At 30.8% G+C, this 15,109-nt stretch carries 14 protein-coding genes; 2 read left to right on the top strand and 12 right to left on the bottom strand.

The features are described from left to right. Positions 1-46 precede the first annotated feature (46 nt). Together IPH62_12495 and mdh are read left to right on the top strand one after the other, a co-directional pair. A complete protein-coding gene (locus IPH62_12495) occupies positions 47-463 on the top strand; it encodes an ATP-binding protein (GenBank protein MBK7106093.1) in 417 nt (138 codons plus the stop codon). A gap of 151 nt (positions 464-614) precedes the next feature. Next, a complete protein-coding gene (mdh, locus tag IPH62_12490; GenBank protein ID MBK7106092.1) occupies positions 615-1,580 on the top strand; it encodes a malate dehydrogenase in 966 nt (321 codons plus the stop codon). A gap of 57 nt (positions 1,581-1,637) precedes the next feature. Here the strand turns inward: mdh and rpmA are convergent, their stop codons facing one another. From rpmA to IPH62_12430, 12 genes are all read right to left on the bottom strand, one after another. After that, positions 1,638-1,898, bottom strand: coding sequence for a 50S ribosomal protein L27 (rpmA, locus tag IPH62_12485; protein ID MBK7106091.1), 261 nt, complete (start codon positions 1,896-1,898; stop codon positions 1,638-1,640). 2 nt (positions 1,899-1,900) lie between these two features. Then, a complete protein-coding gene (gene rplU / locus IPH62_12480; protein MBK7106090.1) occupies positions 1,901-2,242 on the bottom strand; it encodes a 50S ribosomal protein L21 in 342 nt (113 codons plus the stop codon). Positions 2,243-2,340: 98 nt separating this feature from the next. After that, a complete protein-coding gene (gene phoU / locus IPH62_12475) occupies positions 2,341-3,042 on the bottom strand; it encodes a phosphate signaling complex protein PhoU (protein MBK7106089.1) in 702 nt (233 codons plus the stop codon). 19 nt (positions 3,043-3,061) lie between these two features. Beyond that, complete coding sequence (locus tag IPH62_12470) at positions 3,062-3,820, bottom strand: phosphate ABC transporter ATP-binding protein (protein ID MBK7106088.1); 759 nt, start codon at positions 3,818-3,820, stop codon at positions 3,062-3,064. A 17-nt stretch (positions 3,821-3,837) separates the two neighbouring features. Then, on the bottom strand, positions 3,838-4,740 hold the full coding sequence (gene pstA, locus IPH62_12465) for a phosphate ABC transporter permease PstA (GenBank protein MBK7106087.1): 903 nt from the start codon (positions 4,738-4,740) through the stop codon (positions 3,838-3,840). A 52-nt stretch (positions 4,741-4,792) separates the two neighbouring features. Next, positions 4,793-5,803 (bottom strand): phosphate ABC transporter permease subunit PstC, encoded by a 1,011-nt coding sequence (gene pstC, locus IPH62_12460; protein ID MBK7106086.1) that lies wholly within the window; start codon positions 5,801-5,803, stop codon positions 4,793-4,795. Positions 5,804-5,815: 12 nt separating this feature from the next. Next, entirely contained in the window at positions 5,816-6,718 is a 903-nt protein-coding gene (locus IPH62_12455) for a PstS family phosphate ABC transporter substrate-binding protein (protein ID MBK7106085.1), read from the bottom strand. Between the two features lie 120 nt (positions 6,719-6,838). After that, on the bottom strand, positions 6,839-7,654 hold the full coding sequence (locus tag IPH62_12450; protein ID MBK7106084.1) for a phosphate ABC transporter substrate-binding protein: 816 nt from the start codon (positions 7,652-7,654) through the stop codon (positions 6,839-6,841). Beyond that, positions 7,651-9,285: a M28 family peptidase gene (locus tag IPH62_12445; GenBank protein MBK7106083.1), complete on the bottom strand. Its 1,635-nt coding sequence runs from the start codon at positions 9,283-9,285 to the stop codon at positions 7,651-7,653. The genes IPH62_12450 and IPH62_12445 overlap by 4 nt, the downstream gene beginning before the upstream one ends. An 80-nt stretch (positions 9,286-9,365) precedes the next feature. After that, positions 9,366-11,045 carry a T9SS type A sorting domain-containing protein gene (locus tag IPH62_12440; protein MBK7106082.1) on the bottom strand — a complete coding sequence of 560 codons (1,680 nt, stop codon included), beginning with the start codon at positions 11,043-11,045 and terminating at the stop codon, positions 9,366-9,368. A gap of 12 nt (positions 11,046-11,057) precedes the next feature. After that, positions 11,058-13,910, bottom strand: coding sequence for a TonB-dependent receptor (locus IPH62_12435; GenBank protein MBK7106081.1), 2,853 nt, complete (start codon positions 13,908-13,910; stop codon positions 11,058-11,060). Positions 13,911-14,083: 173 nt separating this feature from the next. Continuing rightward, on the bottom strand, positions 14,084-15,103 hold the full coding sequence (locus IPH62_12430; GenBank protein ID MBK7106080.1) for a GHKL domain-containing protein: 1,020 nt from the start codon (positions 15,101-15,103) through the stop codon (positions 14,084-14,086). Positions 15,104-15,109: the final 6 nt, after the last annotated feature.

The raw sequence follows: 15,109 nt of genomic DNA, 5'->3' as shown, positions 1-15,109 counted from the left end.
TGTTTTGAATAAAAAGTATTTTTTTCATATTACAAATTGATTTTCAATGCTTGTGAAAAAAAGTTTTCAACAAAAATATAAAAGCGATCCCGAACTGCTTCCCGAAATAGAAAAATTTATTTTGGATACAATTCAAAATGAAATAAAAATAAGTGATGAAAAGAAAAATTCAATCGAAATTTCTATTGCCGAAGCTGCAGCAAATAGTATAATTCACGGAAATAATTCAGATCCTCAAAAAAATATTTTTGTAAACTTATCAATTAATCAAAAAAAAATTAAAATATCATTTAAAGATGAGGGAAACGGTTTTAATCCGAAAAAAATTCCCAATCCAACAATTCCGGAAAATATTTTAAAAGGAAGCGGAAGAGGATTATTTATTATGAAATCTTTAGCCGATGATGTAAAATTTAATTTCGATAAAAATGGGACGGAATTAATTTTAACTTTTTATTTGTAATCACAAAAATAATTAGTAAACCAATTTTTATTCTAACATTTTATTTTCTCAAAAACTTTCCAAATATTTGAATGTATTTAGGTGTAATTGAATTAACAAATTCTTATTTTAGGATAACAAGGTTTTATTACAAAAATTTAAGGAGAACATTATGACTAAGAAAAAAATTGCATTAATTGGCGGTGGACAAATAGGCGGAGTTTTAGCTCAGCTTATTGCTCAAAAAGAATTAGCAGATGTTATTTTATTTGATATTGTTGAAGATATGCCTCAAGGTAAAACTCTTGATATAGCTGAAGCTTCACGCATTGATGGATTTGATGTGAGTTTAAAAGGCGCAAATAAATATCAAGATATTGCCGGTTCTGATTTAGTAATTGTTACTGCCGGATTACCTCGTAAACCCGGAATGAGCAGAGATGATTTATTAGTTACAAATGCAAAAATTATGAGAAGTGTTGCAGAAGGAGTTAAAGAATTTGCACCAAATTCTATTGTAATTATTATTTCAAATCCTTTAGATGCAATGGTTACACTTTTTCAAAAAGTATCGGGTTTTCCTCATCACAAAGTTATTGGTCAAGCTGGAGTTTTAGATTCTTCAAGATTTTCAACTTTTATTGCATGGGAATTAGGAGTTTCAGTAAAAGATGTTAACGCAATGGTTTTGGGCGGACACGGAGATACAATGGTTCCGCTTGTTCGTTATGCAAATGTAAACGGTGTTCCGGTAATGGAATTATTGGAAAGAAAATATAATGATTCAGCAAAAGCCAAAGAAGTTATGACTGCAATGGTTGAAAGAACAAAAATGGCCGGCGGTGAAGTTGTAAAATTATTGAAAACTGGTTCAGCATTTTATTCACCGGCTTCTGCGGCAATTGCAATGGCAGAATCCATTTTGGGAGATCAAAAAAGAGTTTTGGCTTCATGTGTTTATTTAAATGGTGAATATTCGGTAAATGGATATTACGTTGGAGTTCCGGCAGTTTTAGGTGAAACCGGATGCGAAAAGATTTTAGAAATTACACTTAACGATGAAGAGCAAGCATTATTTAATAATTCCGTTAAAGCTGTAACAGAATTAGTTGCTGATATGGATAGATTAGGATTTTAATTTTTAAAACAAAAAACCCCTCAAAAGAGGGGTTTGATTTTTATATCAAATTTATAACTAATTCAAACTTTCGTAAACACTTATATATTTTCTATTATTTCTTTTTACTTCAAATTTTACAACTCCATCCATAACTGCAAAAAGTGTATCGTCGCTTCCTTTTTTCACGTTACTGCCAGGATGAAATTTAGTTCCTCTTTGTCTAACTAAAATTGATCCGGCACTAACTTTTTCACCGCCAAATCTTTTTACGCCAAGATACTGCGGATTGCTATCTCTACCGTTTCTAGTGGATCCTTGACCTTTTTTATGAGCCATTATTAACTCTCCTTCTCTGCAGCTTTAGATTTAGACGAAGAAATATTTGTTACTTCAATTCTTGAAAGCTGTTGTCTGTGACCATTTTTTAATTTGTATGATTTTCTTCTGATTTTTTTGAAAACTAAAACTTTTTCATCTTTTAAATGTTCTAAGATTTTAGCTTTTACTTTTACTCCTTTAACAGAAGGATTTCCAATTGTTGTTGTTTTTCCATCAGAAAAAAGTAAAATATTATCAAAAGTAATAGATTTATTAACTTCAGAATCTAATTTTGGGACGTAATACTTAGTATTTTCCTCAACTTTAAATTGTTGTCCTAATATATCAACAATTGCGTACATTTTTTCTCCATTAAATCTTAATTAGACTTGTAAAAGTACGGAAATGAATAAAAATTGTCAAATTTTAATTTGAGTAAATTTTTAATGTAAAAAATTGACTAATTATCTTCTTCTTCTTCATCTTCAATTTCCGAGAAAATATATTTTTCATATTTATGTTTTATTAGCTGAGCTTCAACAATAAAATATACATCTTCGGCAATATTTGTGGAATGATCTCCGGCTCTTTCCAAATGTCTGCTGATTTCCAATAAACTTAAAGCTTCATCAATATTATTGGAATTTTCTTTCATTATATTAATTATAATTTTTCTGTTTTCTGCAAAAAGATTATCAAGGTTTACATCAGCTTCTATCACTTTTTTAGCAAGCGCAGCATCGTTATTGTTAAAAGAATCAATTGCGTCTTTTATCATCTTTCTAACAATAATTGTCATATCATGAAACTTTGTAGAATTTAGGAAAATTGGTTTTTTCTTCAAAGTTTGAAAACTTCTTGCAATATTTTTTGCTAAATCGCCAAGTCGTTCCAAATTTGTATTTATTGTTAATGCGGAAAGTACAAGTCTTAAATCAATTGCAACCGGCTGACTTAACGCAATAATTTTTTGGCATGTTCTTTCAATTTTACGATCAAGTTTATTTATTTTATCTTCACGCTCAATAATTAAATTTGTTAATTCAAGATTTTCTTCATTTATTGCGCGAATTGCAAGTTCCATTTGATCTTCGACCAAACTTGACATTTTTATAATTCGCGTTCTTAATTTTCCTAAATGAATTTCAAATTGTCTTTCCATTTTTACCTCAAAAATAAAATTAGCCAAATCTTCCGGTTATATAATCTTCTGTTTGTTTTTTTGATGGATTTGTAAAAATTTTTGATGTTCCGTCAAATTCAATCAATTCCCCAAGATAAAAAAATGCTGTTTTATCGCTTACTCTTGCGGCTTGCTGCATGTTGTGCGTAACAATTACAATTGTATAATCTTCTTTCAATTCATGAATTAATTCTTCAATTTTTGCAGTTGAAATTGGATCAAGTGCACTTGCGGGTTCATCCATTAAAATTATATCCGGTTTAACTGCTAAGGCTCTTGCAATGCATAATCTTTGCTGCTGCCCTCCGGAAAGACTTAATGCTGATTCATGTAATCTATCTTTAACTTCTTCCCATATTGCAGATTGTTTTAATGATTTTTCAACAATTTCTTCCAATTTCTTTTTATCTCTAATTCCATTTATCGATGGTCCATAAATAATATTTTCATAAATAGTTTTGGGGAATAAATTTGATTTTTGAAAAACCATTCCGATTCGTTTACGTAAATTTACAACATCAATATTTTTATCATAAATATTTATTCCGTCAATTATAACTTCACCGGTTATATTAACATTTCCAATTAAATCATTCATTCTATTTATTACACGCAAAAAAGTCGATTTTCCGCAGCCGGATGGACCAATAAATGCAGTAACTTGCTTTTCCGGAATTTGTAAAGAAATGTCTTTAAGTGCTTGTTTATCGCCATAATATAAACTTAAATCTTTTGTTAATATTTTTGTGTTCTTCATCTGAATATTTCTCTAAATTAAATTTTTCCCAACTGCTTTCTATATTTATATCTTAAAACTATTGCCGTAATATTTAATAAAAATGTTATCGCAATCAAAACTAATGTTGATCCATATTGTATTGGCATTGTTAATGTTGGATTTGAAGATTGTGTTGCTAAAATAAATATGTGATATGCCAAATACATAAATTGTTCTGCGGGATTTATCATCGGAATGCAATAATCACCAATGCACAAATCAACAACTGGTAAATTTGGAAGAAAAAATGCTGCACCTAAAAATAAGATTGGTGCAGTTTCACCAACACCTCGACTAATAGCCAATATTGTTCCGGTTAAAATTCCGGGCTTTGCTTGCGGAAAAACTACTTTTTTTATTGTCTGCCATTTTGTTGCGCCAAGTCCGAATGAAGCATCAATGTGACTTTTAGGAACTGAAATTAATGCTTCCAAAGTTGAAACGATTACAATCGGCAAAACTAAAACGCTTAATGTAGCAGCAGCCCAAAGTAAACACGGTTGTCCCCATAATAATCCAGTACCTAAAACTTCATCAATATTTCTGCCGATAAACAAAATAAAAAATCCGAGTCCGAATAACCCAAAAACTATTGAAGGAACTCCGGCTAAATTATTTACTGCGGTTCTTATAATTCTTGTTAAAAAAGTATCTTTAGCATATTGAGATAAATAAATTGCCGCCGAAACACCCACCGGAACAGAAAGCAATACCATTATAGTTGTTACTGCTAAAGTACCAAAAATTGCGGGCCAAATTCCGCCTTCGGTCATATTGTTTCTTGGTTCATCAAAAATAAATTCTAAGGATATTATTCCAATTCCCTCGTAAACAATTTTGCCTAAAACCATCAATAGAATAAATGCTAACAAAAAGAATAAAAATTTTGTAGTACCAATAAAAAAGGTTCCGGTTAAATCTTTATGTTTTTTTGTAATATCCAATTTTCACCTAAAAAACATTTTTCTTGCGCATTTTGTTTATAATAATTTCTGCAATTAAATTTAGAAAAAATGTAATTGTAAAAAGTATTATTCCAATAAAAAATAATGCATAATAGTGATCAGAACCTTGTGAAACTTCACCCATTTCTGCGGCAATAGTTGCAGTCATTGTTCGCACACTTAATAATAAATCTGTTGTAATATTTGCGGCATTTCCGGCAGCCATTAAAACAATCATTGTTTCGCCAACGGCTCTCCCAAATCCTAAAATTATACTTGCGGAAACTCCACTAAATCCGGCTGGAATAATAACTCTGCTTATAGTCTGCCATTTGGTTGCGCCCAATCCATATGAAGCCATTCTTAAATCTGTTGGAATTGATCTTAACGCATCTTCAGTCATTGATGCAATAATCGGAATAATTACAAATGATAAACCAAGTGAAGCAATAAATGCGTTCAATCTATTTGATGGATGAAACAAATCGTTAAAAATTGTTGCTCCGACAACTAATATTAAAAATCCCAAAACCACGGTTGGAATACTTGCAAAAAGCTCAATCATTGGTTTTAAAAATTCCCGCAATTTTGGATTTACGATTTCCGAAAGATAAACTCCCGCGGCAACTCCAAAAAATGTTGAAATTAATGTAGCCGGTATTGCGGTAAGTAAAGTTCCAACAATAAGTGGAAGCAAAGAATATCTTTCTTCACTTGAAGTTGGATACCATTCGAAAAGTCTTTCAACAGTTTGATTTAATTGAACTTGATCGTAATATATAAAATCAAGCAAACCAATATTATTTAGCGCATTTATTCCTTCTTTGAATAAAAATATAAATATTAGAATAATAAATATTAATGCAACTGCGCCATTTAATGCAAAAAAATATTCAATAATTTTTTCTTTAACTCTAACTTTTAAAGATATTTTTTTTCCATAAAGAGAAGATTCTGCTCTTTCTTGAACAGAATCTTCAACTTCAACTTTTTCATCCGATGTCTGAATTTCAGTCATAATTTTTATGAATTATTGTGGTAATGGAATATATTCCATTTGTTTAACTAAATCTTGTCCTTCTTTTGAAAGAATAAAATCCATAAAATCTTGTACTTTTTTATCGGGTGTACCATTTGTGTAGCAATATAAATATCTTGAAATTGAATAAGTACCATTCCAAATTGCTTCGTAATTTACTTTTCCGTCTTGAGCCGGTGCAATTGCTAAAGCTTGTTCATCTGCTTTAATTTTTAGAATTTTCACATCAGTTCTTGCGGCAAAATAACCAACTCCGCCATAACCAATTCCTTTAAGATCATGCGCAACTGCTTCACCTAAAGCTGCTGTTCCTTGTAAAACTTGTGTATTATTTGCAAAATCTCTTGTTTCACCTCTTTCATCTTTTCCTAAAACATGTTCTTTGAAAAATTCATAAGTCCCGCTGCTGTTTTCTCTTCCATATAATACAATTGGTGAATCTGAACCGCTGAGTTCTTTCCAGTTCAAATATTTTCCTATAAAGATATCTCTAACTTGGGCAATAGTTAATTCATTAATTGGATTTGTTGTGTTAACAATTACTGCAATTCCATCTAACGCAACTTTAAATTCTTTAGGAGTTATGCTTTTTGATTTTGCAATTTCATATTCTTTTTCTTTTAATTCTCTGCTCGAATTTGCAATATCCATAGTACCGTTCAACAAAGCTGCAACTCCGGTTCCGGAGCCTCCGCCGGTTACTTGAATTGAAGCATTTGGGTTCTTCTTCATATAAGTTTCAGCCCATTTCTGAGAAAGATTTACCATAGTATCCGATCCTTTTACCGAAACAATAGTTTTTTCAACTTCTTCTTTTTTCTTGCATCCGGTTAAAAAAACTAAACCGACTAATATTGCAGAGATTACTAATGTTAATTTTTTGTTAAGTTTCATATTCCCTCTTAAGTATTCTAATAAATTTTACTTTATAAATTTTAGTAAGATTCAAATATATCGGTAAAACAAAGGTATTTTGTTAATTTATTGTTAAATAATTGTTAATTTTTTGAAAATCTAATAAAGCGGGAAAAAACCGTTTTCTTTAATAATTTTTTGACCTTTTTCACTCACAACCCAATCAATATATGCTTGAGTAATTCCGGAAATTTTATTTGTTGCATAATATCTCAAATATCTTGCAAGCGGATAATTACCATTAATAACATTTTCCTCAGATGGTTTGAAATTATTTACTGAAATTTCTATCGATTCATCTCCGTAACCAACGCCGCCGTAACCAATTGCATTTTCATTATTTTTAATAAATTCTACAATTTGTTTCGTTGTTGGAATTATAAAAGAATTATCACAAAATTCTTGATCGAGCAAAACATGTTTTTTAAAGTAACCGTAAGTGCCGGATGAAGTCGGTCGCGATGCAACCTTTATCTCAGAATTAAATCCGCCTAATTCTTTCCAATTTGTAATTTCGCAAGTGAAAATTTTTTCTAAATTATTTAGGCTGATATTTCTAATCGAATTTTTCTCATTTACGTAAATTGATAATGCATCTTTTGCGATTAAAAAAGACATTCCAATTGTATTAAATTTTTCCGCTAATTCTTTTATTTCATTAGGATCTAAAGTTCGCGATGAAGCACAAATATCTACTTCAGAATTTAATAAAGATTTTATTCCTTCTGCAGAACCGCCGCCTTCTATATAAATAGAAATGTTCGGATGTTCGATCATAAATTTTTCAGCAAGTTTCTGATTTATCAAAAGCATCGTATCAGATCCTTTAATTCTAATTATATTTTTTTGCAAATTTGTTGAATTGCTGCACGAAACAAAAAATATTATAATCGAAATTAATTTTAAAGTTCTCATCTTTTTTCTGCTTTTGTTTGTAACCTTGTAAAATTGTAAGGTGAATTTTCTTTCCAATTAATTTCTGAAGTTGAGTTTGCAATTTGCATAATTAACAAAGTTAAAAATTCAACATGCTTTTTAACGGCATCAAAATTTATATTGATTTTCAAATCATCAAATGGAGTGTGATAAATATTTTCATTAAAATAAAATATTTGTCGCAAAGCTTCTTTGCGTGATAAATTTTCATAATCAATTCCATCTAAAATTAAAACAGATGGAATTCCGGCTTTGGCAAAAGCAATTTGATCCGATCTATTAAATGCTTCTTGATTATAAAACTCCGGCGGAATTTCTGATATTTTTAGATTTAACAAATTTGCAGTTTTATTAATAAATTCATCCAAATTAGAAAATTCAGATCCTATTCCAACAATCGAATTGAAATTATCCAAATATGCAATTCCGTCAATATTCAAATTTGCAATTGTTTTGTATAAAGGAAAAATTGGATGATCAGTATAATAAGTTGAACCCAATAAACCTTTTTCTTCTCCGGTTACAGCCATTAAAATAATTGTTCGATTGAGAATATTTTCATTCAACTTTAAAATTTTTGCTATTTCGATTAAAGCTGCAACTCCAATTGCATTATCTAAAACACCGTTGTAAATACTATCTCCATTAACAATTGTACCAATTCCAAGATGATCATAATGTGCGGAAATTATTATAGCCTCATCATTTTCTTTTTCAATTGGATTAATAATCCCTATTACATTATTTGCGATAAAATCTCTTTGGTGAAAATTTCCTTCAAACTTTAATTGATATTTTTTACCGCTTAAATTCCTTTTTATTTCCTCAAATGAATTTTCCGATGAAATATTAAATATTCTTTTTGCAGTTTGAGGATTTATTATAATTGAAAAATTTTCCGAAGCCGAATAAAGTAAATTTATATCTTCAAACGAATATTCATTAGTAAGTTTATTCCATGAATTTGAATCCGCCGCTTCCATATTTGGCAGAATTAAAGTTCCGGATGCACCTCTGCTCAGAGCTATTCTATTTTTAACATCATTATAACTATAAATTGTTGGTTCATCACCATTAAAAAAATCCGGATCATCTGTTTCGGGTTCGCCGCTTAATATCATGGATATTTTACCGGTTACATCATTTTCAGTATAATCATAATGATCAAATTCCGGAGCGATAATTCCATAACCGGAAAATGTAATTTCAATAGGATAAGGAATAATTGTTTGCTCTCCCGTATTCACAAGCAAATAATCTTTTTTATAATTTAGTTGAAAAGTATCATCTTCGGCATAAACAATTAATTTAGAATTTTCTAGAGCAATTGATCCATGCAGAGGAACTTCTTGGAAATATGAATTTGAATTTTCCGGTTCTGATAAATTTATTTCTTTAAATTTTTCTGCAATATAATTTGCTGCTAATTCTCCTCCTTTTGTTCCGGTTCCTCTTCCTTGATATAAATCACTTCCTAAAATTTCTAAATGTTTCTGAAATGAGTTTCTATCAAAATTGAAATTAGTTTTTTCAAAAATGTTTTGTGCGAAAATAATTGGTGAGGAGAAAATTAAAAGAATAAATAAAAAATTTTTATTTATGTTTTTCATTTGAAAAATATAATAAAAAAGGGACATACTAAAAAGCACGTCCCTTTTATTTCCCGTTATGGGCAGTCTAACAGAGGGGTTTATTTCATTAAAATCATTTTATTTGTAAAAACTTTAGAATCAGTTTGGAGTCTATATATATAAGTTCCGCTTGCTAAATTAGAAGCATTCCAGTTTATTTTATAAGTGCCGGCATTTTTTTGTCCATTAACAAGTGAAGCAACTTCTTGTCCAAGAATATTGAATATATTTAGTTGAACCTTGCTTGCTTGAGGAATAGAAAATTCAATTGTTGTTGAAGGATTAAATGGATTAGGATAATTCTGAACCAATTCAAAATTAGTTGGAATTACATTTACGAATTCTTCACTAATACTTGTTAAATTGTCAGTATATCCTAATTCACTTAAGGTTGTCCACCCTAATAACCAGTTATTACCACCAAATGCACCTACATAACTTGTCGGGACAAACCAATTATCTTCTATTGTTTTACTTCCACTCAATGCCGGACTTCCACTTTCTGGGCGTGGATCCAACCCTCCATCTGTGGTTCTGCTTATTCCTTTTAACATCGGATCTACTGCACTATTTGAATTTCCTCCATCTTGGAAATATCCTTGTGCAAAATCTTGATAGATAAATTGTGTTATTTCATTTCCAGATCCAAAGCCATACCATATATTGTTCTGAAATACTATTTCTCCATTTTCAAATCTCTTTCTGCTGTCTTCTGTTGTTGCCCCTGTATTGTCTACATCTTCTATTTTTAATCCATAGCCGCTTGTTGCATCATCATATTCCGTAAAAATACTGTTGTAATATTCTACGCCTGTATTGTCTCTCAAGATTATACATTCTTGCCCATCTCCTTCCGGTGATGCGCCTACTCCAGGACCTACATAAGTTATGTTTGATAATATCGGATGAGCATATGGTTGATAATATTCATCTCCCGTTGCTCCATCCATTTCCGCTACTCTTCCAGCTTGATCTTCCGCTTGGATTCCAAACCAAAATTGTCCTTTTCCTCTAAATCCTTCATCCGTATCAAATGCATCATCTGAACAAAATGCTGCTACCATATATCTTGTATTTACTGTTCCCCCAAAGAATTCAAACCCATCATCCGCACTTGCATAACTTTCTACATATTCTATCACCGTGCCGCTGCCTACTCCGCCTAAAGTTAATCCTTGTATCTCATTTCCGGCTTGATCTCCTACATTTATTCCGCTATGTCTTATTGATACATACTTAAACACTCCGCTGCTGTGCTCATCATTCGTTCCGCCATATAATGCATTTTCTGCATTTATCTCATTTACTCCTTCTACTGCTTTTAATCCATCTGTTGTTTGGTTATTCGTTGACGCTTGTCCCAACATTACTACTCCACCCCACAATCCTCTATCTGTGTGGCTCAAGTTTCCATCCAAATTATCACTCTCTGCAGTAAAGATTATTGGTCTATCCGATGTACCTTCTGCATAGATCTTCCCATTTCTTGTTACTACCAATCCGCTTGCTGCATTTCCTTGGCCTTCTTTTGCTTTTATTATTGTCCCCGGCTCAATTGTCAACACTGCTGCACTATCCACAAATACCATCCCATCTAACAAATATATATTCTCTGACGTAAATGTTACTTTTCCTCCTACCGGTATATCTCCGTCTGTGATTGTAATAATTTCTTGTGCAGAAATTGTCCCCACAAAAAACAACATAGTTATCAAAATTGTCTTTAATATTTTAGACATGTTTTTCTCCTTTTATATTTTTACATTTAATGAAATTGAAAACGTTCTACCTTTACTTAATCTACTGTATATATATTCTTGTCCCTTAAATTCTTGTATAAATTTAATATCCGGATCAAGAACATTATGAGCAGTAAACGAAAGGTTAAATAAATCAAACAAACCCTTTGAGAGCTTAAAATCCAATGTGCCATAGCCTTGTTCAAATACATCCGGGCTTGCACCTTCTGTAACAATTGCTAATCTATTACCAAAAATATTGTAGAAAACTCCTGCACTCATATCTAAATCATAATTATCATACGCAAGATTTAAGTTAAAAAGATATGGTGATTGTCCCATGAATTGTCTGGTTTTTGATGCAGTTGGATCTGAAATCTCTATAAGAAAATATTCTGTTTCAGGTATTTCTGTTTTAGAATTTACCAATGAAACATTTGTGCCGATATTGAAATTTGAGAATAAATCAGAAATGGTTCCAAGATTTTTTCTCATTTCAAATTCCAAACCATATAAACTTGCTTCATTAACATTTTGTACGGAAAGTAATCCATTAGGAACACTATTATCCTGATATTTCTCAATAGGATCAGCAAATGATTTATAGAATCCGCTAACTGCAATTATTTCTCCAGGGTTCATAAACCATTCCCAACGCAAATCATAATTTTTAATTAGTGTTCGTTTAAGATTTGCATTTCCAACAAATAAGTAATCGCCAATAAATTCAAAACTAGTGTATGGAGCTAATTCTCTAAAAGTTGGCCGAGCAACTGTTTGAGAATAAGTTGCGCGCATATTCATATTTTCTTGCAATTGATAAATAAAATTTATCGAGGGTAAAATATCCGTATTATCCAAATATCCTTTAGCCAATGAAGGATCACCGCTTACAGCATTCATTTCGGTTGATTCTAATCTTGCACCGCCAACAAATCTTAAATCTTTTGAAATTGGTAAATCAACCATCAAATAAGCAGCGGAAGTTTTTTGATCACCATTAAAAATATTTTTTAATGATTTTGATTCACCGATTACATTTCCAAATTCATAGTAAGATTCACTTGTATCAAGAATTCCTACGGTATTGAAATATGCATCTATATCACCATTGTAATCACTAAATCTAATTGCATCAGCTTCATACTCAAACCTGCGTTGATTATATGCTCTATCAATATTTGTATAAGCAGCACCAAATTGTAATTTTGCAGAATAATTATTCCAAACATTAAAGGGTATTGAAAAATTTAAATTTCCCGATAAATTATCTTCAGATAAATTTCTGAAATATCTTATTGGCGGCGGATAAAGTGAAGATGGACTTTGATAAATTGTATCACCGGTTGATGCTTTAACAGACCAATGATTTGAAAAATATCTTAAATCCGGTTCATCTTGTTCGTTTACTGAGTATGTTAATTTCCAATCCATTTTTAAATCTGAAAGAAACTTCATTAAATGATCACCTTCAAGCTGATATGTGTCTAAAGCTCTTTCAGTATATTGCAAAACTCTTGTTTCATAAGTTGCGGTTGAAGGAATATCCGTCCATGAACCAGAAATATATCTTGCGGTAGATTCTCCGCTTTGTGTGCGTAAATACGAAGCTTTGAATTGACCATAACTATCATTCTTCATGGATAAAGAAGCAATAGCTCCCCAATTCGCTTCATAAGTCCCTTGTGTATCTTTGAAATGTCTTTCAATATTCAAAGACTCAATATCTTCAACGGTGCCGGGTAATTTGTACCTTCCAATTTCACCATCTTCGTAGAATGAATATTTTTGTCCCCATGTTAATGATGCTAAATATCCAAATGTTTGATTTGCAAAAGCAAATTGATTTCCGGCTGAAATTGACATTCCGCTATTTAAACCTGCATTTGCAGAAATTGGAGTCATATTTGTATTTAAAGATTTTGTAAGTTTGTCTAAATACAAAGCTTCTTCTTTCGTTTTAATAGATGTGTAACGAGGAATTGTAATATCAGAATTGCTTAACAAATTAGATAATTCTCTTGTTCCGTCATCCATTCCAAGCCAATCATATCCGCCGGAATTTGGTAAAATGAAATTATCATTATTTGTAGCAATTGAATTGTAACCTGTAGAAACTGAAAAGTTTAAAGAAAATTTTTCTGGAAAATTTTTCATTGTAACATCAACTAGACCGCCGGTAAAAGTTCCGGGTTTATCAGGAGTAAATGTTTTAACCGTTACAATATTTTCAAGTAAATTTGAAGGAAATAAATCCAATTGAAATGATTTTTTATCCGGATCAGCACTTGGTAATTCTGCACCATTTAAAGTTGTTGCAGAATATCTTTCACCTAATCCTCTTACATAAACATATTTTCCTCCAACAACAGAAGCACCGGTAACTTTTTTCATTGCATCTGCCGCATCGCTGCTGCCGGATTTAGAAATTGCTTCGGCACTAATTGCATCACTTACAGAAATTGATTTTTGACGTTTTGCAAGCAATGCACCTTCTGTATTAGTTAAAGCTTTTGCAGAAATTACAACTTCTTCGGTTTCATAAGTTTCTGTACTAAGAACAATGTCTAATTTTTTAGATTCATTTTCTTTAATTTCAAAATTGGTTATAGTTTTTTTCTGAAACCCAATCATTGAAAAAGTAACTGTGTAAACTCCGGGTTGAATTTTTTCGATAAAATAATTTCCATTAACATCTGTAGCTGCACCACGATTTAGACTTTCAATAAAAACGTTTACACCAATTAATGGATCACCAAAATCCTTATCTACAACAATTCCGTTAATGCTGCTTGATTGCGCAAAAATTGAATTTGATTGTAACGTTATAAAAAGTAGTAAAAATAAGTAATTTGTTTTTTTCATAATTATGGCACACTTATGCCAGTTTAAGTTTTCCATGACCCCTCATGTTAGAATTAATTTTGAACCAAAATTATGCGAATGGTGTTAATTGAATGTTATCGGTCTGTTAAGTATTTGTTAATTGTGTGTTAAGAAATTGTTAAGCTGTGAGAAACTGTTTTTGAATTGTACTTTTAATCACGTTTAAGTTTAAATGAAAATTCCGTTCCAACATTTAGAGTACTTTTTACTTCAATGGCAGAACTATGTGCTTCTAAAATATGCTTAACTATTGCAAGTCCAAGACCAGTTCCCGGTGTTGAACTTTCCCTTTCTCTTTCGGTTCTATAAAATCTTTCAAATATTCTGTCGATTTCATTTTCCGGAATTCCAATACCGGTATCTTTAACGTTAATTAAAACAAATTTATTTTTTTCCAAAACTGAAATTTCAATTTTCCCTTCATTCGTATATTTAATTGCGTTTGATAAAAGATTATTCATTACTTGTACAAGTTTTTCTTTATCACCATATACTTCAATACTTTTGTTGAATTCTGAAATTGTCAATTCAAGATTCTTAAGCTGATGAGTGTTTTTAATTTCAGAAACAATATTTTGCAGAAAATTAAATAAATTAAAATACCGGAAACTTAAACTCATCAATCCGGATTCAATCATTGAAATATCAATAAGATCATTCAAAAGCGAATTTAAATTATTGGAATGTGTTAAAGTTTTTTCGAGAAATTTTCTGTTAACATTTGGATTATCAATTGCACCGTTTAATAAAGTTTCTACATATCCTTGTATTGTAAAAATTGGAGTTCTTAATTCGTGAGAAACGTAACCGAGAAAATCACTTCTGGCTTGCGCTAATTTCTGCATGTTTGCAAGATCTTTCTGAGTTCGCCTAAACATTGCTTTAATATTGCCTTCCAAATCAATAAGTGATTTACTTAATTTTATTTCTTCTTCATTTAGCAGAACATTTTTTCTTATTGATCTAATTACAGATTTGATTTCTTCAATTTCTTTTTTTCGTTTATTTCCAATGAGATATAGAATTATCAAATCGAAAATTATTATTGTAAAAGAAATTGCTAAAAAAAATGCTGGGGAAATTTCGAAAAGTGTAAAAATTAGAATTGCAAATAAAATACTTAGAAGAACTATTTCTCTTAAATAAACTGAGGAAAATTTAAAGTTGGACAAAACTTT

It is taken from the genome of Ignavibacteriota bacterium (assembly GCA_016708125.1).
Taxonomy (GTDB): domain Bacteria; phylum Bacteroidota; class Ignavibacteria; order Ignavibacteriales; family Melioribacteraceae.
The sequence above is the reverse complement of the archived record's forward strand: the minus strand, read 5'-3'. Positions and strand labels throughout refer to the sequence as shown.